General features: G+C 68.7%; 21 protein-coding genes. 11 read left to right on the top strand and 10 right to left on the bottom strand.

Annotated features, from left to right (window positions below; genetic code table 11):
• Positions 1-53: 53 nt before the first annotated feature.
• The 5 genes from AAGI91_07285 (at position 54) to AAGI91_07265 (ending at position 5597) form a co-directional block, all read left to right on the top strand.
• Positions 54-1283: a hypothetical protein gene (locus AAGI91_07285; protein MEM1042418.1), complete on the top strand. Its 1230-nt coding sequence runs from the start codon at positions 54-56 to the stop codon at positions 1281-1283.
• Positions 1284-1454: 171 nt separating this feature from the next.
• Positions 1455-2414, top strand: coding sequence for a lysylphosphatidylglycerol synthase transmembrane domain-containing protein (locus AAGI91_07280; GenBank protein MEM1042417.1), 960 nt, complete (start codon positions 1455-1457; stop codon positions 2412-2414).
• 35 nt (positions 2415-2449) lie between these two features.
• Positions 2450-3616 (top strand): glycosyltransferase, encoded by a 1167-nt coding sequence (locus AAGI91_07275; protein ID MEM1042416.1) that lies wholly within the window; start codon positions 2450-2452, stop codon positions 3614-3616.
• 142 nt (positions 3617-3758) lie between these two features.
• Complete coding sequence (locus tag AAGI91_07270; protein MEM1042415.1) at positions 3759-4397, top strand: polysaccharide deacetylase family protein; 639 nt, start codon at positions 3759-3761, stop codon at positions 4395-4397.
• A gap of 93 nt (positions 4398-4490) precedes the next feature.
• Positions 4491-5597, top strand: a complete 1107-nt coding sequence (locus AAGI91_07265) for a glycosyltransferase (GenBank protein MEM1042414.1) — start codon at positions 4491-4493, stop codon at positions 5595-5597.
• Between the two features lie 151 nt (positions 5598-5748).
• Here AAGI91_07265 and AAGI91_07260 read toward each other — a convergent pair whose 3' ends face one another.
• Positions 5749-6399, bottom strand: a complete 651-nt coding sequence (locus AAGI91_07260) for a hemolysin III family protein (protein ID MEM1042413.1) — start codon at positions 6397-6399, stop codon at positions 5749-5751.
• A 231-nt stretch (positions 6400-6630) separates the two neighbouring features.
• Here AAGI91_07260 and AAGI91_07255 point away from each other — a divergent pair, with 231 nt between their 5' ends.
• Entirely contained in the window at positions 6631-7230 is a 600-nt protein-coding gene (locus AAGI91_07255; protein MEM1042412.1) for an HmuY family protein, read from the top strand.
• A 120-nt stretch (positions 7231-7350) separates the two neighbouring features.
• Here AAGI91_07255 and tgt read toward each other — a convergent pair whose 3' ends face one another.
• The 5 genes from tgt to AAGI91_07230 form a co-directional block, all read right to left on the bottom strand.
• Complete coding sequence (tgt, locus tag AAGI91_07250) at positions 7351-8481, bottom strand: tRNA guanosine(34) transglycosylase Tgt (GenBank protein ID MEM1042411.1); 1131 nt, start codon at positions 8479-8481, stop codon at positions 7351-7353.
• A gap of 73 nt (positions 8482-8554) precedes the next feature.
• Positions 8555-9136: a hypothetical protein gene (locus tag AAGI91_07245; protein ID MEM1042410.1), complete on the bottom strand. Its 582-nt coding sequence runs from the start codon at positions 9134-9136 to the stop codon at positions 8555-8557.
• A gap of 86 nt (positions 9137-9222) precedes the next feature.
• Positions 9223-9831: a dephospho-CoA kinase gene (gene coaE, locus AAGI91_07240; protein ID MEM1042409.1), complete on the bottom strand. Its 609-nt coding sequence runs from the start codon at positions 9829-9831 to the stop codon at positions 9223-9225.
• Positions 9832-9994: 163 nt separating this feature from the next.
• Positions 9995-10777, bottom strand: coding sequence for an ABC transporter ATP-binding protein (locus AAGI91_07235; protein MEM1042408.1), 783 nt, complete (start codon positions 10775-10777; stop codon positions 9995-9997).
• Positions 10778-10850: 73 nt separating this feature from the next.
• On the bottom strand, positions 10851-11189 hold the full coding sequence (locus AAGI91_07230) for a histidine triad nucleotide-binding protein (GenBank protein ID MEM1042407.1): 339 nt from the start codon (positions 11187-11189) through the stop codon (positions 10851-10853).
• A gap of 203 nt (positions 11190-11392) precedes the next feature.
• On the opposite strand from AAGI91_07230, the gene AAGI91_07225 reads away from it, so the two are divergent.
• The 4 genes from AAGI91_07225 (at position 11393) to AAGI91_07210 (ending at position 13576) form a co-directional block, all read left to right on the top strand.
• On the top strand, positions 11393-11806 hold the full coding sequence (locus tag AAGI91_07225; protein MEM1042406.1) for a 6-carboxytetrahydropterin synthase: 414 nt from the start codon (positions 11393-11395) through the stop codon (positions 11804-11806).
• Positions 11807-11899: 93 nt separating this feature from the next.
• Positions 11900-12535 carry a GTP cyclohydrolase I FolE gene (folE, locus tag AAGI91_07220; protein ID MEM1042405.1) on the top strand — a complete coding sequence of 212 codons (636 nt, stop codon included), beginning with the start codon at positions 11900-11902 and terminating at the stop codon, positions 12533-12535.
• Complete coding sequence (locus AAGI91_07215; protein MEM1042404.1) at positions 12535-12876, top strand: n-acetylglutamate synthase; 342 nt, start codon at positions 12535-12537, stop codon at positions 12874-12876. The genes folE and AAGI91_07215 overlap by 1 nt, the downstream gene beginning before the upstream one ends.
• 1 nt (position 12877) lies before the next feature.
• Positions 12878-13576, top strand: a complete 699-nt coding sequence (locus AAGI91_07210) for an SDR family oxidoreductase (GenBank protein MEM1042403.1) — start codon at positions 12878-12880, stop codon at positions 13574-13576.
• A gap of 80 nt (positions 13577-13656) precedes the next feature.
• Here AAGI91_07210 and AAGI91_07205 read toward each other — a convergent pair whose 3' ends face one another.
• Complete coding sequence (locus AAGI91_07205; protein MEM1042402.1) at positions 13657-15174, bottom strand: T9SS type A sorting domain-containing protein; 1518 nt, start codon at positions 15172-15174, stop codon at positions 13657-13659.
• A gap of 343 nt (positions 15175-15517) precedes the next feature.
• Here AAGI91_07205 and AAGI91_07200 point away from each other — a divergent pair, with 343 nt between their 5' ends.
• Complete coding sequence (locus AAGI91_07200; GenBank protein MEM1042401.1) at positions 15518-16885, top strand: AAA family ATPase; 1368 nt, start codon at positions 15518-15520, stop codon at positions 16883-16885.
• A gap of 60 nt (positions 16886-16945) precedes the next feature.
• Here AAGI91_07200 and AAGI91_07195 read toward each other — a convergent pair whose 3' ends face one another.
• The 3 genes from AAGI91_07195 to AAGI91_07185 form a co-directional block, all read right to left on the bottom strand.
• Entirely contained in the window at positions 16946-18271 is a 1326-nt protein-coding gene (locus AAGI91_07195) for a T9SS type A sorting domain-containing protein (GenBank protein MEM1042400.1), read from the bottom strand.
• Positions 18272-18465: 194 nt separating this feature from the next.
• The gene (locus tag AAGI91_07190) at positions 18466-19719 is read right to left on the bottom strand and encodes a geranylgeranyl reductase family protein (GenBank protein MEM1042399.1); all 1254 of its coding nucleotides are present in this window, start codon (positions 19717-19719) and stop codon (positions 18466-18468) included.
• Between the two features lie 82 nt (positions 19720-19801).
• Complete coding sequence (locus AAGI91_07185) at positions 19802-20515, bottom strand: multidrug transporter (GenBank protein MEM1042398.1); 714 nt, start codon at positions 20513-20515, stop codon at positions 19802-19804.
• Between the last annotated feature and the right edge of the window lies 1 nt (position 20516).

Here is a 20516-nt window from a genome sequence, read left to right as displayed (position 1 = left end):
TTCCGATCCTCTATCTGGACGCACGTTCCCCTCTGCCTCTCACGCCGCACGCGATGGTTCTCGCGCTCGTACTTGCCCTCTTCCAACTCACGTCGCCCGACACGACGGAGGCCCCCCCCGAGGCCGGCGTCTCGGTCCGGTCGAAGCAGGTCGGGAGCGGGATCGAGGTCAACTACCGGGCGCTGCTCAACTCGTTCGTCTCTTCGTCGAAGGGCTTCGGCGTGGGCGTGGAGGCGATTGTGAGCAACATCGGCACGGCGGGGACCGAACTGCGGGTCTCGGCCGAGCCGGCGCAGCGCTTCGGGCGCTACCGGGCGTCGTTCTTCTCCGGCGACCCGTTCGCGGTCCCGGTCTACGCCGGCGTGAGCGGCGAGTGGACGGTCAACCAGGTCCGGGGGTTCTACGGCGTCGGGCCGAGTTCGAGCCGCGACAACCAGGTCTTCGCCAGCCTGAAAGAGATCGAGGCCGGGTTCCGGGTCGGGTGGTACCCCTTCGGGGCGGGGCGGGTGCTGGTCCAGCCTGCCGTCCGGCTTCTCCACGCAGAGGTCCGCTCGTTCCGCAACCGCGACGACGGCGCGTTCCAGCGGCTCGACCCGGCCTCGCAGCGCTCGCTCTTCAGCGCCGTCGAGCGCCCCTCGACGGGCGTAACCTACGGCCTCGAAATCGCCGTGGACCGGCGGGACCGGCTCTTCTACAGCTCGCGGGGCGTGCTCGGGATCCTGACCGCCCGGCGCTACGACGGCATCGGGGGGCGGCGGTTCAACTACTGGTCGGGGACGGCGAGCGTCTACGGCTTCATCCCGCTGCCGATGCACCGGCACATCCTATTTACGCGCACCGTCGTCGCGCTGACGCGGCGAATCGGCGACGAGCCCCTCCCCTTCTACGCCCTCCCCCTCCTCGACGACCAACTCCTCGGGGCGTACACGCGCTACCGCTTCAACGGCAATGACCTCCTGGCGCTCACCCTCGGCTGGCGGTTCCCGGTCTACACGTTCCTCGACTGGTTCGCCTTCGACGCGAACGTGCAGGTGAGCGCGGCGAACGCCTACAACAACCTCTTCGACCAGTTCGAGCCGGGGCTCTCGTTCAGCAGCGACCTGAGCGACGAGGGCCGGCGCGTCCCGCTGCGCCCCGCGCTCTCAGTCGGCCTGCGGATCGTGGACCTCGACGAGGACCGCGTGATCATCGGCGGGCAGGTCGGGATCGACCCCGAGGGCTACAAGTTCGGGTCGCTGCGGGTCGTGTACGGCATCCGCGACGTGCGGCCGCTGGTGCGGTGAGTTTGAGAGACGGAGAGAAAAGGGGGAGGAGACAGAAGAGAAAGACGACAGCAGAGAGAGGCAGGGTGAAGACGCGCGCTCCTCTTTCTCACCCTTCTCCTCTTTCTTCTCTCCTCGGCCAGCCGATATCCTAGTCGCCGCTATCTTTCTCTCCCTCCCGCCTATCACCTCGTGCGCACCCTCGGCTTCTTAGTGCTCAAGCTCGGCCTCGCCGCCGCGACGGTGGCCTACGTCGGGCACGTCGTCGAGTGGGACGCCATCGCGGAGGCGAGCCGGACGGCGCACCTGGGGTGGATCGCGCTCGCGCTCGCGCTGCTGCCGGCGAACGTCGGGCTAGAGGCCTACCGCTGGCACCGGCTGGTGCGGCGGCTCGCGCCCGAGGTGCGGTTTCGCCAGACGCTGGGGGCGGTCCTGAGCGGCTACCCCCTCGGCCTCGTTACGCCCGGCCGGCTCGGCGACTACGCCGGGCGGTCGTTCTACCTGCGCCACGCGCCGGCGTGGGACCTCGCCGCGCTCACCTTCGCCGAGCGCATGGCGACGCTCGGCTGCACCCTCGCCGTCGGCCTCGCGTCGCTCGTGCCGTTCCTGATGACGCAGACGGGCCTCCCGGTGCTTGCCTGGGCGACGGTGTGCGGCGTCGGCGGCGTCGCCACCGGGGTGTTCGTCTACCTCCTGCTCCACCCGCAGGCAGCGAAGCGGCTCTTCGCGGCCGTCCTCCCTGAGCGCTTCGCGCCGCGCCTGGAGGTGCTAGACGCCTTCGACCAGCACGACGCGCGCAGCCTGCTCGGCCTCTCGGCGCTGCGCTACGCCATCTTCTCGGCGCAGTTCGTGGTCCTCGTCTTCGCGTTCGCGCCCGGCGCGGCGTGGTTCCAAACGGCCGTCGGCGTGGTGCTCGTCTTCTTCGCCAAGAGCGCGGTCCCCTCGTTTACGCTCGCCGACCTCGGCATCCGCGAAGGGGCGGCGGTCTACTTCCTGGGGGCGCTCGGGATCGGGGCGGCGGCGGCGTTCAACGCGGCGTTCCTGCTGTTCTGCGTCAACCTCCTCGTGCCGTCGCTCGTCGGGATGCCGTTCGTGCTGCGCCTGCGCCTCGCGCCGGAGCCCGCCCCGGAACCAGTGGAGGTGCGGGCGTGACGACGGTGTTCGCAGCGGCGCTGATAGGGTCGGGCATGCTCTATGCCCTCGCCATCGTCAGCTTCGCCCTCGGTTTCCAGCGTGTCGTAAAGCGGGACCGGGCGCCTCGCCTGCCCTCCGACCCGCTCGCGCCGTCGCACCCCTTCGTCACTGTCATCATTCCGGCGCGCGACGAGGAGGCGGTCATCGAACGCTGCCTCGACGCCGTCTTCGCCGGCGACTACCCCGAAGACCGGTTCGAGGTGCTCGTCGTGGACGACCTCTCGCAGGACGCGACGCCCGCGCTCGTGCGCCGCGTGATGGAGCGCGTGAACCGGGCGATGGTACCTGCCGGGCTGGACGAGGACCGCGAAGCACCGACGCGCCTCCACCTTCTGTCGATGCCGGAAAACCTGGACCGGGCGCAGGCCCATAAGAAGCGGGCCATCGAAAAAGGCATTGCCCACGCGCGCGGCACGGTCATCCTCACGACCGACGCCGACTGCACCGTTCCGCCGGGCTGGATCGGGTCGATGGCCGCGACGTTCGGCGACCGCACGGCGCTCGTCTCCGGGCCGGTGCTCTACCCGACGGGCGGGCACGCGGCGAACGTGACGGCGCTGGAGTTCCTCGGCCTCGTCGCCGTCGGGGCCGGGGCGGTTGGGGTCGGGCGCCCGAACCTCTGCAACGGGGCGAACGTGGCCTACCGCAAGGCGGTCTTCGACGCCCTCGGCGGCTTCTCGGGGATCGACCACCTGACCTCGGGCGACGACGAGCTGCTGATGCAGAAGATCGCCTACACGACCGACTGGGAGGTCCGCTTCTGCCCGGACCCCGGCGCAGCCGTGCTGACCGATGCGCCGGAGAACACGAGCGCGTTCTTCGAGCAGCGCCGCCGCTGGGCGTCGAAGGGGGCGCACTACGAGCACCCGGCCGTGCTGGCGGTCGTAGGCACCGTCTACGCGTTCTACCTCGCCCTCCTCGGCGGCCTACTCGCGCTGCCGTTCGCACCTGCGCTTGCTGGGCCGCTCGCAGCAGCGGCTGCGCTGAAGGTGCTGCCGGAGGCTGCGCTGCTGGGCCCGGCGTGCCGCCACGTCGGACGCGGGTGGCTGATGGCCTATTTCCTACCCGCCCAACTGCTGCACATACCCTACGTCGTGCTCATGGGTGCGGCGGGCACTCTCGGCGGCTACACCTGGAAGGGACGGCGCATTTCGAGATAATAGAGGCGGGGCGCGCAAATGGCACGGCGGATGCATACGCGAAGCGCCGCAGCATGCCTAGCTAGGGCGTAGCAGCGCTACTACGGGTGCCCACAGCGCCGCTTCCTGTCCACCGTCTTCTGTCTCTACCGTCCTCCGACCCGTGCTCGTCTCGCTCCTCGGCAACCACGTCCCCCGGGCCGCCTCGCGGCTCTTCCCCGACCTGCTCTGGCGCCGGACCGATGGTACGCGCACGCTCTACCTCACCTTCGACGACGGCCCGGACGAGACGACGCCTGCCCTGCTCGAGCTCCTCGACCGCTACGAAGTGCCGGCCTCGTTCTTCCTCGTCGGCGAGCAGATGCGGCGGTGGCCCGAGTGCGTCCGCGCCCTGCACGCGGCCGGGCACACGGTCGGGCAGCACACGGACACGCACGCGAATGCGTGGAAGACGCCGGCCGATGTGGTAGAGACCGAGATGGCGCGCGCCACGGCGACGCTCGAAGACCTCACCGGTGAGGCGGTGCGCTGGATGCGCCCCCCCTACGGCTACTTCACGACGGCGATGCGGCGCTGGTGCCGGCAGCACGGCCAGCGGATCGCCATGTGGGACGTGATGCCGGGCGACTTCCTGGCCTCGGCCACGCCGGACGCCGTGCTGAACCGGACGGTCGACCTGGCGCGGCCCGGCTCGGTCATCGTGCTGCACGAGGGCGGGCACGCCCGGCGCGTGACGCCCCCCGCGCTCGCGCTCGCGCTCCCCCTCCTGCTGGCCGACGGCTACCGCTTCGCCGCGCTCTGAAGCTGGGTGCGCGGCGTTGGGGTGAAGTTCACCCCGCGTGCCGGACGCGTCGCGTATCATCCTGCGCCGACCTCCCGCCTCCGCCCCGCCCGCATGTGGTTTCTGCTGCTCGCCCCCACCCTGGCCTATGCCGTCTTCGTGCTGGGCGTGGCCGTGGTGATGGCGCGGGCGAGGTACCGGGACCGAGAGCCCACTCCCCCGCTGCCGCGCATCGCCGTGCTCGTGGCGGCCCGCAACGAGGAGGCGCGGCTGCCGCGCTGCCTCGACGCGCTCCTGGCCCAGGACTACCCCGCCGACCGGCTCGACCTCTTCGTCGCCAACGACCACTCGACCGATGACACGGCGGCCGTCATCGAGCGCTACCGTGCGCAGAACGAGGCGAACCGGCCGGCCGTCCACGCCGTCGCGGTGCCCGAGCCGAGCGGGCACCTGCGCGGCAAGGCGCTCGCCATCCACGCCGCCTTCGAGGCCAGCGACCACGGCCTCCTCCTCGTCACCGACGCCGACTGCGCCCCGCCGCCGGGATGGGCGCGCAGCCTCGTCGCCTACTTCGACGAACCGGAGACCGGGATGGTCTGTGGCCACACCTACGTCGAGCACCGGGGCGACTGGCTGACCGAGCTGCAGGCGCTCGACTGGAGCTACCTGCTCGCGATCTGCTCGGCGCTCGTGGAGACCGGCCGGCCCGTCACGGCGATGGGCAACAACATGGCCTTCCGGCGCGCCGCCTACGAGGCCGTCGGCGGCTACCCGGCGCTGCCGTTCTCGGTCACCGAGGACTACATGCTCTTCCGGGCCGTCTACGAGCAGACCGCCTACCGCCTCCGCTACCCGGCCGACCCGGCGCTGCGCAATTACACGCTTCCGCTCGGCCGGCTCGTCGACGTCTACCAGCAACGACGGCGCTGGGCACGCGGCGGGACACAGTCGAAGCTCTGGGTACACGGCCTGTACACCGTCACCCACCTCGCCCACTTCCTCCCACTCATCGCGCTGTTCGTCCTCCCCGGACCGACGCTCGCCGTGCTCGGCCTGAAGGTCGGCGCGGACTTCGCCGCACTGTGGGCCACGCTCGGCACGCGGCGCGGCCTCGTGCGCGTATTCCCGCTGTGGGAGGCCTACCTGTTCTTCTACCTCGCCACGCTGCCGACCGTGCTGCTGCTCTTCCCCCGGATCAACTGGAAGGACCGCAAGCTGTAGCGCCTTCGGCGAGGAGCTATGATGGCGTGGGAGGAGTGGAGGGAATGGGAGAAGGAGACGCTGATGCTCTGCGCGATGGCCTCGCTAGATTCCCCAGCTTTTTTCCTGCCCTCCCCATTCCTCCCTTTCCTCCCACTCTATTCTTCGCAGTTCACCAGACGTAGAGCAGGATCGCGATGTAGTGGCAGACGCTGCCTGCGATCACGAAGAGATGCCAGATGGCGTGGTTGAACGGGAGCGTCTCCCAGAGAAAAAAGATCACGCCTCCCGTGTAGAGCACCCCGCCGACGGCCAGCCACACGAGGCCGGCCAGCGGCACCGCCGCCAGGACAGGCTCCAGCGCAATCACCACGAGCCAGCCCATCGCGAGGTAGAAGGCGGTCGAGTACTTCTTGAACCCCTCGATCTCTAGGATCTTGGCCGCGCAGCCGACCGCAGCCAGCGTCCAGACGAGGGCGAGGATCGTCCAGCCCCAGGGTTCGTTGAGGCTGATGAGCATGAACGGGGTGTACGTCCCCGCGATCATCAGGTAGATGGCGGCGTGGTCGAGGATACGGAAGACGCGCCGCATCTTCGGCTCCTTGAACGCGTGGTAGAGCGTCGAGGAGAGGTAGACGAGGATGAGCGTGGCACCGTAGACGGCGAAGCTCGCGACGTGAAGCGCGTCGCCGCGCAGCGCCCCCAGCACGACCAGGACCGGCACCGCAGCGATGGCCATGAGCAGGCCCGCCCCGTGTGTCACCACGTTTGCGATCTCCTCGCGCAGCCGCCGCTCGGCCGCGACCTCCGCCTGCGTACGCACGACGGCCCGGCGCGCACGGGTGCGGATCCGACGGTTTCGGGCAGTGATGCGGCTCACAGAGACGCGGTCTGAGGAGACGGCGAGCAAAGACATGTCGTGCCTCTTTACAGGAGAACCGTAGCGGCGGCAGGTTTCGTGCCATCGTAGACTATACGAAATTCACCGGCACCCTGCGACCGGAGCGAGGTTCCGCTCGTAGACGCCTCCCCGCCGATTTAACACGCCCGCCTCATGCCCCGTCTCGTTCTGCTCCTGCTGCTTCCGCTCGCGCTTACGGCCTGCGCCGGGCAGCGCGCCGCGACCTCGTCCGAGCCGCTGACCTACACCGTCGCCGACATCGACGCTCGGGGCGTGGGCGGACACTTTGCGTTCTTCAGCCTGCGCGAGAACCGGCTCGTCCCGGTTGCCGACTCGGCCTCGACGGCGTGGGACCTTGCGTTCCGCTCGACGACCGTCCTCGTCAACGGCGGGACCTCGGGGCCAGGAATGGGCGGGGCCGTCGTGCTCGAAGACACGAACTTCGCCGCCGTCACCGAAGCACCCGCCGACGAGGCGTTCGCCGCGGACACGGGGACCGACCGAACCGAGACCGCCATTCCGGGCGGTGCGGGGAACGGGTGGTACGACTACGACTTCGTCTCGGGCATCGTGTCCCCGCGCCCCGTCGTGCTCGCCGTCCGCACCGCCGACGGGCGCTACGCGAAGGTCGAGATCCAGAGCTACTACCTCGGCGCACCTGCGCTCGCTGACCTCGACCCGTCCAAGAACTTCCGGTACTACACCTTCCGCGTCCTCTTTCAGCCCGACGGATCGCGGCGGCTGGAGGGATGAGGTTCTTCTTGGGCGTGGAGAGCACGGAGGGCCGGGAGGGATTTCAACCTGGACCGTCAGCGTAACGAAGGAAGGACGACGCCCTCCCCGCCCTCTCTTCTCTCTTTGCCCTCCACGCTGTCATATCCGGCGGCTGACGCGGGGCAGCACCTCGGCCTTCCACGCGGCGAACCGCCCGTCGCGGATCGCCGTGCGGGCACCGCGCATCAGCCAGGTGTAGAGTGACAGGTTTTGGAGGCTTGCGATCTGGAGCCCGAGGACTTCGCCCGACAGGATCAGGTGGCGGAGGTACGCCTTCGTGAACGCCTGGCTCGCGTAGCCGTCGAGGCCGGGGTCGACGGGCGCGAAGTGCGTCTTCCACTGCGCGTTCTTGATGTTGACGACGCCCTCGGTGGTGAAGAGCGTGCCGTTGCGGCCGTTGCGCGTCGGCATCACGCAGTCGAACATGTCGACCCCGCGCGCGATGTTCTCGAGCAGGTTGGCCGGCGTCCCGACCCCCATCAGGTAGCGCGGCTTCTGGCGCGGCAGCAGCGCGGTCACGACCTCGACCATCTCGTACATCACCGGGGCCGCCTCGCCGACCGACAGCCCGCCGATGGCGTACCCCTCGAAATCTAGCTCGACGAGTTGCCGGGCCGATTCGCGCCGGACGGCGGGGTAGGTCACGCCCTGGACAATCGCAAAGAGCATCTGGTGGTGACCGTACAGCCCGCCGGTTTCGCGGTGCCGGTCCTGGCAGCGCTTCGCCCAGCGGACGGTCAGGTCGTTCGAGGTCCGGGCGTAAGCTTCGTCTACGTCCGCTGCCGGGCACTCGTCGAGCACCATCATCACGTCCGAGCCGATACTGCGCTGCGTGTCCACGACCGACTCCGGCGTGAAGAGGTGGGCCGAGCCGTCGAGGTGGCTCTGGAAGCGGACGCCCTCCTCGGAGAGCGTCCGGCGGTCGGCGAGCGAGAAGACCTGGTAGCCGCCGGAGTCGGTCAGGAGGGGTCGGTCCCACCCGATGAACCGGTGGAGGCCACCGGCCGCTTCGAGGACCTCGGTGCCGGGGCGGAGGCAGAGGTGGTAGGTGTTGCCGAGGATGATCTGCGCCCGCACGTCCGCAGCGAGTTCGCGCTGCTCGACCGCCTTGACGCTGCCCAGCGTCCCGACCGGCATGAACACCGGCGTCTCGACCACCCCGTGGTCCGTGTCGAGTCGGCCGAGGCGGGCGTCGGTGTCAGCGTCTTCGTGGAGGAGCGTAAAAGGCACGAGCAGGGTGGCCGGTGAGAGGCGCGAAACTACGCGCTGCGCACACCGAAAGCGCGCCGGATTCTGCGCGCGGCTAGGCTGCTCGCACCATCGGCTCCACCGTCTCCATGCCGAGCGCAGCGGTCACGTACGCCTCGAGGTCGGCGAGGTCTTCCGAGGACAGGCCGAGGACGACGGGTCCCGACGCCGTTCGGAGCAGCAGCGACTCGCCGGGCAGCCGGTTTACGAAGGCGCGCGTGGCCGCGTAGCGCCGCCAGTGCCGGTGGTAGGCATCGGCCGTGACGCGCTCGGTGGTCTCGATGTCCTCGTAGCCGAGCTTCAGCGTCTCCTCGCCTTGCGAGACGACGATTTCCTCCGGCCCGGCTTCCACGACGACCGGGGGCTTCCACCCCCACAGGCACGTCCACCCCAACAGCGCCCCGCCGACGACATGTGCCGCGAAGACCCACAGCGAGAGCGCGTTGCCCGGTGCCGCGTCCCCTAGCAGAATCCAGCTCCACTGGCTGGCGAGCGTCGCCGCCGTGAACACGAGCGCGACGGCGATGATCGTGAGGCTCTCGGCGTGCCGCGCGTCCTTTGCCCGTCGCCGCACCCAGCGACCGAGAAGAGCGGCCGGCGGATGGAAGGCTCGGGGAATCGTCAGGCGACGTGGCACAGACACAGCGCGGTAGGGGGTACTAGGAAAATACAGCGCCCGGCCTCATGCGGGGGCCGCGTTATAAAAGTGTTACTTCCGCACGGCTACGCGCCGGCGTCGCCAGGCGCGAGGTCTACGTACAGGGCCTCGACCTGCGACCGGAGCGCGGCCAGGCCTCCGCCGTTCTCGATGACGAAATCGGCGCGGGCGCGGAGGTCAGCGGGCGGAAGCTGGTGCCCCATCCGGGCGAGCACGGCCTCGCGCGTCGCCCCGTCGCGAGCCATCACGCGGGCGACCCGCGTCTCCACCGGCGCGTCGACGACCGCAACCGCGTCGAGCAGGGCGTCGGCCCCCGTCTCGAAAATCAGGGCGGCCTCGTAGACGAGGAGCGCGACCCCATCGGCGCGGGCGGCGTCGATCAGCCGCAGCATCTCCGCGCGGACGCGCGGGTGCACGATCGCGTTCAGGCGGGCGACCTGGGCCTCGTCCCCGAACACGCGGGCCGCGAGGTGCGCCCGGTTCAGCGCGCCGCCCGCGTCGTAGCTCCCGGCTCCGAAGGCGGCCGCGATCTCCGACCGGAGCGTGGCGTCTTCGTGCATCAGCCGCTTCGCCACCGCGTCGGCGTAGACCACGCGCGCCCCGAGGTCGCCCAGCACCCGGCACACCGCCGACTTGCCGCTGCCGATGCCACCGGTGACGCCGAGGGTTTTCATGATGCGAGGCAGGGGTGAGCAGGAGCGGGGGCGAGCGAAAGATAGAGAATCAGGTACAGCCCGTCACAGACACCCGTAGGGGCGTAGCACTGCTACGCCGTGTTCGAACCCACCACCGACCTCCGGGCACGGCACCGCCGTGCCCCTGCGCTCCTGTTTTTAGCTACGGCCCGGAGCCGGCCCCGCCGAAGCCGTCCGCCATCAGCTGCGCCGTCCGGGCGCTCACGTCCTCGGTGGCGGTGAGCTGGCTGAAGGCGAGTTCGAGCGAGGCCGCTGCCGTCTCGGTCTTCAGCGCCTCCGGCGACCCCTCGCCGATGATCTGGCCCTCGCGGATCACGATCACCCAGTCGGCGATCCGCTCGACGGCGTCCAGGAGGTGCGACGAGTAGAGCACCGTGTGCCCGGCGTCGGCCCAGGTCCGAAACAGGGCGCGGGCCAGGAGCACGGCCTCGGCGTCGAGGCCGGAGAGCGGCTCGTCGAGCAGGAGGACCGGCGGGGCGTGCAGGAGCGCGGCGCTGAGGAGGACTTTCTGCTTCATCCCCTTCGAGAACCCCACCATCTTGCGCTGGGCCTCGTCGCCGAGGCGCCAGTACTGCAGGAGCGCGGCTAGGCGCGTGCGGACGAGCGCCTCGTCCAGCCCGTACATCCGCCCGACGAAGAGGAGGTACTCTTCGGGCGTGAAGCTCTCGTAGATGTGCCCGTGCTCCGGCACGAAGCCGTAGCGCCGCTTGGCGTCGAGCGGGTGCGTCCCCACGTCCACGCCGGCCACGACGACCCGCCCGTGGTCCGGGGCGAGCGTCCCGGTCAGGAGGCGCATCGTCGTTGTCTTACCCGCCCCGTTGGGACCGACGTAGCCTGCGATCTGTCCCGTCGCCACGTAGAACGACACGTCGCGCAGCACCGGCGCGCCGCCGAGGGTGACGTGGACATCCTGGACGTCAATCATTCGGTTTTGGATTTTAGATCAGGGATTTTGGACTCGGTGCCTGTGAGACACGTCTAGAATCCCACATCCAAAATCACCCTGGAGGCCACTGCATCGAACGCCCGCCGAGGAGGTGCAGGTGGACGTGAAACACTGTCTGCCCGGCCCCTTCGCCGTTGTTCATCACAAGGCGATAATTCTTCAGGCCTTGCTGCTCCGCGACCTGGCGGGCGATGACAAATAGGTGCCCAATGAGTGCCTCGTCTTCTACCTGGATCTCGTCGGCGCGGGGGATGGGCTTACGGGGCACGATGAGCACATGCACCGGGGCTTGCGGGTCGATGTCGCGGAAGGCGATGGCGCGGTCATCCTCGTAGAGGAGTTGCGACGGGATGTCACCGTCGGCGATCTGCTGAAAGAGCGTCTTAGTCACGGGCTTGAGAGGAGAGCAGGAAAAAGCACAAGGAAAGGCAGAGAGACAAGGTAGGCCGAAAGCAAACCAAATGCGAGACCCTGGCGGCGTCAAATAATCAGAACACAGCGTCCCGGTACCCTAACGTAACCTACGCCTATTATCCGCAGGAACGAAGCCTGGCAAGGGCGGGTTCAGACGGAGCATCCGACTTTGCCCAGCCCATGCCCCTTGTTTACGTCACCCGCACCGTCCGCTTCAACGCAGCCCACCGGCTCCACAACCCGGCTCAGTCGGACGACTGGAATCGGGAGACGTTCGGCAAGTGCAACAGCCCGAACTGGCACGGGCACAACTACACGCTCGAAGTGACCGTGGCCGGTGAGCCCGACCCGCTGACGGGCTACGTCATCGACCTCGGGGTGCTCAAGCGCGTCCTGAACGAGCGGGTGGTGGACAAGCTGGACCACCGCAACCTGAACCTCGACGTGGACTTCCTCGACGGCGTGATGCCCTCGACCGAGAACGTCGCCATCGCCATCTGGAATCAGATCGCGGACGCGCTGCCGAGCGGGCGTCTGCACAGCGTCCGCCTCGCCGAGACGCAGCACAACGTGGCCGAATACCGCGGCGAGTAATCCAGGAGCGAGACCGGAGAAACGCAGGGGGTCTCGGACGCACCGCCTCCCTATCTTCTCCTCTCTCTTGCTTCCGCTCGCCCCCTCCCCCCGATGCCCGACCACGAACCTGACGGCACCGACTTCGCCGCTCCACACCTCTACGAGCGGCGCGACGTTTACCACCCGCCGACGACCGAACGCCTCGCCGAGCACACGCGCCGCGTCCTTTCGCTCGTCGGCGAGGACCCGGAGCGCGAGGGGCTCGTCAAGACGCCCGAGCGCGTGGCGAAGGCGTACCAGTTCCTGACGCACGGCTACCAGCTCGACCCCGACGCCATCCTCCGCTCGGCGCTGTTCGAGGAGGACTACTCGCAGATGATCCTCGTCAAGGACATCGAGGTGTATTCGTTATGTGAACACCATATGCTCCCATTTTTTGGCAAGGCCCACGTGGCCTATATCCCGAACGGGCGGATCGTGGGACTGAGCAAGATCCCGCGCGTAGTCGACGTGTTCGCTCGGCGGCTCCAGGTGCAGGAGCGCCTGACGATCCAGGTCCGCGACGCCGTCCAGCGTGTGCTCGACCCGCAGGGCGTGGCCGTCGTGATCGAGGCGCAGCACCTGTGCATGATGATGCGCGGGGCGGAGAAGCAGAACTCGGTCACGACCACCAGCGCGGTCTCGGGCGAGTTCCTCAACAACATCCACACCCGCGCCGAGTTCATGCGGCTCATCAACCGGCACTGATGGTCGACTACGACGGACGGCGCTTCCGAGCCGCCGAGAACTCAGCCGGTGGCGAGGCCGGCGAGGCGACCGTCTTCGAGTACCACCAGGAGGGGTGCGTCGTGTGGGCCACCTACCGCGGCGGCCGCGTCGCGTTCGGGTCACTCGTCGCCACGGCCGATGCCGAGGGCAGGCTCGACATGCGCTACCAGCACGTCAACATGGCCGGCCGCCTGATGACGGGCTCCTGCGAGACGACGCCGGAGGTGCTGCCCGACGGGCGGCTCCGGCTCCACGAGCGCTGGCGCTGGACGAGCGGCGACCGGTCCGAAGGCACCTCCACACTCGAAGAGACACGCTGACATGACGATTGTTATCACCGGCGCGAGCCAGGGCATCGGCGCGGCCGTAGCCGAGGCGTTTGCTGCCGAGGACGGAACACGCCTCGCCCTCGTCGCTCGCACCGAAGCCAAGCTCGACGCCGTCGCCGCCGAGTGCCGGCGGCTCGGGGCCGAGGCGGCCGTCTTTCCGTGCGACGTGACCGACGACGAGGCCGTCGCGGCGATGGCCGACGACGTGAACCTGCGTCTCGGCACGCCGGATGTCCTCGTCAACAACGCCGGCGCGTTCCTGCCCGGCGGCCTGCTCGACCTCGACCCCGCCGACTTCCGCGCCCAAGTCGACGTCAACCTCACGAGTGCCTACCTCGTCACGCGGGCCTTCCTCCCAGCCATGCTGGAGCGCGGGCGCGGCGACCTGTTCTTCATGGCTTCCGTCGCGGCGATCCGAGGCTACCCCGGCGGGGCGGCCTACTGCGCGGCCAAGCACGGGCTGCTCGGCCTCGCCCGGGCCGTCCGCGAGGAGACCAAAGGCACCGGCCTGCGCGTAACCACGCTCCTTCCCGGGGCCACGCTGACTGCGAGCTGGGAGGGCACGGACCTGCCCCCGGCGCGCTTCATGCCGCCCGAGGACATCGCCCACGCGCTCGTGGACCTCCACAAACTCACCGGCCGCACCGTCGCAGAGGAGATCATCCTCCGACCCCAGCGGGGCGACATCTGAAAGAGGCAACGCATCGCAAAACGGCAGCGCCGCCCGAGCCGGAGCCCGGGCGGCGCTGTGGGTTCGTGCCGGTCGGCGGCCTAGCGCACGAGCGTGATCCGCCCGGTCTCGGCGCGGCCCCCCGCTTCGAGGTGCCAAACGTAGAGCCCGCTGGCGAGGCCCCGCGCGTCGAACGTCGCCTGGTGCGTACCCGCCGCGACGGTTCCGTCGACGAGCACCGCGACCTCGCGGCCCGTCACGTCGTACACCGCGAGGCGGACGCTGGCCGTCTTGGCCGTCTCGAACTGGATCGTCGTCTCCGACGCGAACGGGTTCGGGTAGGCCCCCACCGAAGCCGTCGCAAGGCCGGCCGCCGCGATGACCTCTTCGCCGCCCCAGACGGCGTCCGAGGCGCTCCACTCAGCAGTCCCACCGGCGGCCGGAGCCGACGCGCTGACGACGATCGTGAAGACCTCGGAGTCGACCGTTGCGTTCGGGAAGTTGCCGATCCGCACCGTGTAGGTATAGATGCCTGGGACGGCGTTGCCTGGCACGTTCTGGGTGTAGAAGCCCGACCGCGTCGCGCCTGCTGCCACCGTCTGGTCGTTGAAGACGTTGAACTGTATCCCGCCGGGCGAGGCCGTGTAGAACAGGTCGCCGGTCACCGGGTTGCCCGTGTTGTTGGTCACCGTGAAGTCGACCTGGAACGAGCCGCCGGGCAGGACCGAGGACGGAACGCCGGAGGCCGTCAGGTCGAAGTTCGGGCCGGTCGGCGGCATGAGCGGAGCCGAGGCGTTGTACGGGCCGTTGCCGATGGACGAACTCGGGTTCGGGCACGCGCAGTCGGCGTCGGTCAGGTTGGCGTTGAAGTCCACGTCGAAGCCGAGGTTGCCGGCGGTCACGTCGCCCGGCACGGTGACGTCCGAGAAGTACGACGTCGAGGAGACGACGAAGGCGAAGGCGTGGATGGCCCCGGCCTGGGCGGCGTCGATGCCGAGGTCGGCGAAGGGGATCGAGAACTCCAGCCCGGTGCTGCCCGAGGCGCTGTTGTCGAATGCGAACGTGATCTCGTTGAAGAACACCGGACCGCCCGTGTTGGTGCTGTCGTCGGCCGGCCCCGAGATGGCGGTCCCCGTCTGGTCGGCAGTGCCGAGGAAGTCGGAGCGCGTCGAGTCCACGTAGGTCACGGCGTCGAAGAAGACGCTCGTGCTGGTGCCGCCAGGGCTGGCCCAGAAGGCGTAGTCCACCTCGAAGTCCGCCGTGAAGGCCGAGTCGGCCGCGCCGAGGTAGTTGAACTCTGCCCCAGCCACGTCGCCGAGGAGCGTCCCGGCCGAGGCCCCCACGGGGTCGTCGAAGTTGAGGTAGAGGCCGAACCCGTCGCTCGAGAACGGATTGACCTTGCCCTGGACGCCGAGGTAGAGCACCTCGTTGTCGAAGTCGGCGAAGTAGCGGATATCCGTCACGTCGATGTCCGGGCCGAATCCGGCGTTGGCGTTGAGCTTGGAGGCGAGGGTCCGGTAGTCGCCGTCGGACAGGTCGCCGTCGATGACGGGCTGCGCGAGCGAGGCCGGGGCCAGCAAGAGGAGGACCGCGAGGGCGGTCAGGAGAGAGCGCATCATGGCAGAAAGGGGCTAGGGATGAAGGATGGTGCGATGAAAGCGCTTACAATAAACTATCTAAAACGAGAAAATGCAAGCGCCCCTGGCGCATAGTCAGTGCGCTTCTGGCGTGGGGTGGAGGAATGGGAGTCTTCCGGCGTGGAGGGCAGGGAGGGTGAGGAGGGAGAAAGCGAGCAGCACACGCCGACGCAAGGCGCGACCGCCTCGGTACCTTGCTCACGTCCTCCGTCTCACCGTCCTACGTCTCACCGTCCTCCGTCCCACCGTCCTCCGTCCCGCCGTTCTCCGTCCCACCGTCCTCCGTCTCACCGTCCTCCGTCCCGCCGTTCTCTGTCCACCATCCATGCCCGACCTCTTCCAGGCCCGCGCCGACGACGCCCGCGCCGCGGCGGCCCCCCTCGCCGACCGGATGCGACCGCGCACGCTCGGCGACTTCGCCGGGCAGCCGCACATCCTCGGCCCCGGCAAGCTGCTGCGCCGGGCTATCGAGGCTGACCGCCTCACATCGCTGCTCTTCTTCGGTCCCCCGGGGACCGGCAAGACGACGCTGGCCCGCATCATCGCGGGCACGACCGAGAGCCACTTCGCCACGCTCAACGCGGTGCTCGCCGGGGTGAAGAACATCCGCGAGGAGATCGCAGCGGCCGAGGAGCGCCTCCGGCTTCGCGGCGCGCGGACGATCCTGTTCGTGGACGAGGTGCACCGCTTCAACAAGGCGCAGCAGGACGCCCTCCTCCCCCACGTCGAGAACGGCACGGTCACCTTCATCGGGGCGACGACGGAGAATCCCTACTTCGAGGTCAACAAGGCGCTCGTCTCGCGGAGCCGCATCTTCGAACTCAAAACGCTGACCGAGGCTGACCTCCGGCAGGTCGCCCGCCAGGCCCTCGCCGACGCCGAGCGCGGCTACGGCGACCGGGCCGTCCAGCTCGACGAGGACGCGCTGGCGCACCTCGTGAGCACCGCCAACGGCGACGCCCGCAGCCTGCTCGGCGCGCTCGAACTGGCGGTCGAGACCACCCCGCCGGACGAGGCGGGCACCGTCCGCGTCGACCTGGCCGTGGCCGAGGACTCGATCCAGCGCCGGGCCGTGCTCTACGACAAGGAAGGCGACGCGCACTTCGACACGATCTCGGCGTTCATCAAGAGCCTCCGCGGGAGCGACCCCGACGCGGCGCTCTACTGGCTGGCGCGGATGGTCTACGCGGGCGAGGACCCGCGCTTCATCCTCCGCCGCCTCCTCATCTTCGCCGCCGAAGACGTCGGCCTCGCCGACCCCCGCGCCGTGCAGGTCGCCTCGGCGTGCGCGGTAGCGTTCGACGTCGTCGGGATGCCGGAGGGGCAGTTTCACCTCGCCGCGTGCTGCCTCTACCTCGCCACGGCGCCGAAGTCCAACAGCGTCTTCGCCTACTTCGACGCCCTGCGGCACGTCCAGGACGAGCAGACGGGCGAGGTGCCGAACCCGCTCAAGGACGGCAGCCGCGACAAGGCCGGGCTAGGGCACGGGGCCGGCTACAAGTACCCCCACGCCTACCGCGACGGCTACGTGCCGGAGCAGTACCTCCCGGCCGAGATGCAGGGGCTCTACTTCTACGCTCCGCGCGAGAGCGGCTACGAGCGCACCGTCGCCGAGCGCCTCGCCGCGTGGCGCGCGCGCGACGCCGAGGAGTCCGTCGAGAAGCGCGCCCGCCGTTACGCTGAGGATGCATAAGAAAAGAGCCGGCCGCGCCCGAGGGCACGGCCGGCTCTAAGCGTCGCAGACGCGGAAGGTTTAGTCGACAAGGACTACCTTTTTGGTCTGCGAGGAGTCACCGCTGCGGACAGAGACGAAGTAGACCCCGCTGGGGAGGTCCCGCGCCTGCAGTCCGAACTGGTGCTGCGTCGCGGCGAGCGGACCGTCGTGCAGCGTGGCTACCTGGCGCCCAAGCACATCGTACGCCTTGACCGTTGCGTTCGCGACCGGCTCGTTCGCACGGAGCATCACTGCTGCCGAGCTCTGGAACGGGTTCGGGAAGACACCGATGAATTCGAGTGCGCCCGTTGCGACACCGCTCTCGTTGGACACTATAACGAACGGTACAGTCCTGAAGCCCGTGGCGAGCACTTCAACCCATTCCGTTTTGGCGTCGATGATGCCCGTCTCCATCGACCCATTGATGATGCCGTTCTCATCGAACGTCATGAGATGCGAGGAGGAAGCATTGGGATCCGGTCCACCGTTCGGTCCCTCGAACAGGAAGATCCATGCTTCGTTGTCGCTCGGGTCATCGTTATCGAAGAAGTTCGTCGCACCGCCCTGGATGAAGGGAGCAACGACCATCCCGGAGAGGTCTTCCAGAGGAATCGGGGCCACAGCGACTGTTTCGCCGGTTGTGAGGTCTATCTGGTAGAACCCTTCGAAACCTGCATCCGGCACCATGCCGATGACCCGGTTGTTCTCGTTGTCGTAGGCCATCGAGAGCGGACATGCGTCCGGGTCGGTGAACGTCAGAAGCGGACGGGCTTCGCGGCTCTGGATGTTCAGGCTCCAGAGTTGTCCACCGGCATCAGCCGAGCAGGCCTGGAAGCGCCCGAGAAGGATCATCTCGCCTGTCGACGTGTCGTATCCAGCGTCCGCCCACTGTGGGGCGAGTTCCGCCGGAAGCTCGTTGCCATCGGCATCGAAGTAGGTCACAGGGAGTAGTTCTCCCTCCTCCATCGTGTCGAAGTTGTAGACGCCGAGCGAATCCTGCAGATCGCCGCCGGCCCCAGGTCCGGTGCCATCGACGTAGTAGAACAGCCCCTCGCCAGCTTCCGTCGTAACGATAGTGCCGGCGAAGGCCGCGGAGGGGTAGTTCTCGATGCACGCCGCCGTGAAGTCATCGTTGGGGTCAATAGCACCGTAGCAGTCATTCTCCGGACCGTTGCGGTTGTGCATCCCGTAGGTAATGCCTTCGTCGATGCGCGAGACCTCCACGATGGGCGTCTGTGAAGCAGCGCGAGGACCATCAGGCGCGACGGTAGCCATCTCGATCTCGGGGCGCGACTGCGCGGTGGCGGGCAGTGCCGAGACCACTACGAAAGCGCCGAGGGTCAGCAGAAGTAGAAAACGATTCATGGGAAGGTGGAGTAGGTTGATGGAAGAACGGAAGCGAGACGCACGAGGCGGGAGCAAGAATGAGGAAGACATGAGATGAATCCTCGATGTGCCACGGTGTCTCGGGGCTAAAGTAATTCCCAACCTCGCTTCACGTCAAATGCATTACGCATCCCCCTTGCGGCTGCTCCGCGCTATCGGTAGCGAGAGCTCGTCTACGCCGCGAGGACGCGGAGGTAGAACAGCGGCGAGATGAGCTTCTTGCGCTGGCTCTCGTCGTCGAACATGGCCGAGATCGCGTCGGCGAGCTCGGGCGAGCGGCTGGCCTTGGCGACGACCGTGTTGAGCAGCCACTTCCAGTTGCCGAGCCGCTGCATGGCGTGGCTCAGCTTGAGCTCGTCGCCGAGGTAGTCCAGCACGGCCTCCTCGTAGCCCCGGAGGTGCGCCGCCGAGTAGTCGCCGAACGACTTCGCGTAGCCGGCCCACTCGGCGGCCTTCTCGCCGGAGACCATCGCGTTGCCGATCCCCTCGCCCGTGAACGGGTCGATGAGGCTGGCCGCGTCGCCGACCAGGAGCCAGCCGTCGCCGTGCATCGTGCGCGGCTTCGAGCCCAGCGGGAGGCCCCAGCCTCGCACCTTGCCGACCAGCTCGGCGTCCGTGAAGCGGTGCCGGAAGCGGGGGTGGTCCACGAGCAGTTCGAGCAGCGGCCGGAGCTTGATGTCTTTCTTCTTGATGACGCTCGAGAGCATCCCGACGCCGACGTTCGCCATCCCGTCGGCCATCGGGAAGATCCAGAAGTAGCCGGGGATGGCCTCGTCCACGAAGTGGATCTCGACGTGGTTGCGCGGGTGGAAGCCGGTCACGCCGCGCCAGTAGGACCGCAGCCCGGCGCAGTAGTGGCGCTCGTCGAGCTGGTCCAGCCCGAGCGCGCGGAGCACGACCGAGTACGGCCCGTCGGCCCCGACGGTGAGCGGGGCGCGGACGTGCTTCGTCTCGCCCTCGTGCTGCACCTCGACGCCGAGCACGCGGCCCGGCCCCGGCCCGTCGGCCTCCTCCATGATGAGGCCCTTGACGGTCGCGTTCTGCCAGATCTCGGCACCGGCCTCGACGGCCTGCTGGAAGACCAGGTGGTCGAAGCGCACCCGGTCCATGACGAAGCCCGGAGCGACGGGCTGGTCGAGCATCTTGGTGAACGGGATCGCCACCTCGTCGCCGTAGGGGCCGCTGAAGGTCACGCCCCAACTGCCGACGGTCTCGTCCTGGTCCTCGGCCTCGACCATCGCCTCAATCATCCCGAGTCGCTTCATCACGTCCACGCTCTTGCCGGAGATGGCGTCGCCGCAGATCTTGTCGCGGGGGAAGGTGTCTTTGTCGAGGAGGAGGGGACGGAGGCCGGCGCGGGCCATGAAGGCGGCAGCGGTCGCACCGCCCGGGCCGGCTCCGACGATAATGGTGTCGTATTCGAGCATAGCAGCTGTGGGGTGAGCTAGGGCCGCCGAATCTACGGGCAAAGCGCGGCACCGTGCGGGAGTCGGCGAGAATCGGCTCTGGCTACCGCAGGCCGGCAGGCTCTGCCGCCCGGCGCTCCAGGTACAGCAGGAGCGCGTAGATGAACGCGACCACGCCGGCCAGCTCCAGCGTCTCCTCGACCGTCGTGAGGAGGGCGTAGACGAGGTCGAAGTCGCTCACCGCCGAGGCCCACGCGCCGCCCACGACCTCCAGCCCGAGTGCGCCGCCGAGGTAGAGCGCCCCTGCCACGAGGACGCGCCCCCGCAGCCACGGCTCCAGGCGGCGCAGAAAGGGCACGAAGGCCGCCGCCACGCCGAGGGCGACCGCCAGGCCGGGAATCACCCAGGCGTAGTGCAGCCACCCTTCGGTGCCGAGCGCGGTGCGCAGCGCGTAGCTGAGCCGCTCGTGGAACCCGACGAACTCGTCGAGGGCGAGGAAAAGAAACCCAGCCGAGAGCACGCTCCAGTACCCGGCGTCGCGCCCGCCGCGCCGCCGGACGACGCCCGCGACGAGCAGCAGCAGCGCCGACGCCGCAAGCAGGAGGCCCGTCGCAAAGAAGGTCGGCACGTTGCGCTCTTGGTCCAGGGTGAGCGCGTTGAGGACCCAGTCCGGGACGGCCACGCCGGCCCCGTGGTAGAGAACCTCGACGGTGAGGCTCACGGCGACGACGCCGGCGGCGACCGCGACGAGGCGGCGCAGCACCCACGCCGGGCGCACGGGCACGGGCAGGGCGGGCGCGTCCTCGGTGCGGGGCATC

The sequence above is a fragment of the Bacteroidota bacterium genome, assembly GCA_038746285.1.
GTDB lineage: Bacteria > Bacteroidota > Rhodothermia > Rhodothermales > JANQRZ01 > JANQRZ01.
Note: the sequence above shows the minus strand (reverse complement) of the source record. Positions and strands in the feature narration are given on the sequence as shown.

Excerpts from the sequence above, each read along its gene's own strand:
- AAGI91_07285 (MEM1042418.1), top strand. The coding sequence starts at position 54 with ATGGTTCTCGCGCTCGTACTTGCCCTCTTCCAACTCACGTCGCCCGAC.
- AAGI91_07275 (MEM1042416.1), top strand. The coding sequence starts at position 2,450 with ATGCTCTATGCCCTCGCCATCGTCAGCTTCGCCCTCGGTTTCCAGCGT.
- AAGI91_07265 (MEM1042414.1), top strand. The coding sequence starts at position 4,491 with ATGTGGTTTCTGCTGCTCGCCCCCACCCTGGCCTATGCCGTCTTCGTG.
- AAGI91_07255 (MEM1042412.1), top strand. The coding sequence starts at position 6,631 with ATGCCCCGTCTCGTTCTGCTCCTGCTGCTTCCGCTCGCGCTTACGGCC.
- coaE (MEM1042409.1), bottom strand. The coding sequence starts at position 9,831 with ATGAAAACCCTCGGCGTCACCGGTGGCATCGGCAGCGGCAAGTCGGCG.
- AAGI91_07235 (MEM1042408.1), bottom strand. The coding sequence starts at position 10,777 with ATGATTGACGTCCAGGATGTCCACGTCACCCTCGGCGGCGCGCCGGTG.
- AAGI91_07225 (MEM1042406.1), top strand. The coding sequence starts at position 11,393 with ATGCCCCTTGTTTACGTCACCCGCACCGTCCGCTTCAACGCAGCCCAC.
- folE (MEM1042405.1), top strand. The coding sequence starts at position 11,900 with ATGCCCGACCACGAACCTGACGGCACCGACTTCGCCGCTCCACACCTC.
- AAGI91_07215 (MEM1042404.1), top strand. The coding sequence starts at position 12,535 with ATGGTCGACTACGACGGACGGCGCTTCCGAGCCGCCGAGAACTCAGCC.
- AAGI91_07210 (MEM1042403.1), top strand. The coding sequence starts at position 12,878 with ATGACGATTGTTATCACCGGCGCGAGCCAGGGCATCGGCGCGGCCGTA.
- AAGI91_07205 (MEM1042402.1), bottom strand. The coding sequence starts at position 15,174 with ATGATGCGCTCTCTCCTGACCGCCCTCGCGGTCCTCCTCTTGCTGGCC.
- AAGI91_07200 (MEM1042401.1), top strand. The coding sequence starts at position 15,518 with ATGCCCGACCTCTTCCAGGCCCGCGCCGACGACGCCCGCGCCGCGGCG.
- AAGI91_07195 (MEM1042400.1), bottom strand. The coding sequence starts at position 18,271 with ATGAATCGTTTTCTACTTCTGCTGACCCTCGGCGCTTTCGTAGTGGTC.
- AAGI91_07190 (MEM1042399.1), bottom strand. The coding sequence starts at position 19,719 with ATGCTCGAATACGACACCATTATCGTCGGAGCCGGCCCGGGCGGTGCG.
- AAGI91_07185 (MEM1042398.1), bottom strand. The coding sequence starts at position 20,515 with ATGCCCCGCACCGAGGACGCGCCCGCCCTGCCCGTGCCCGTGCGCCCG.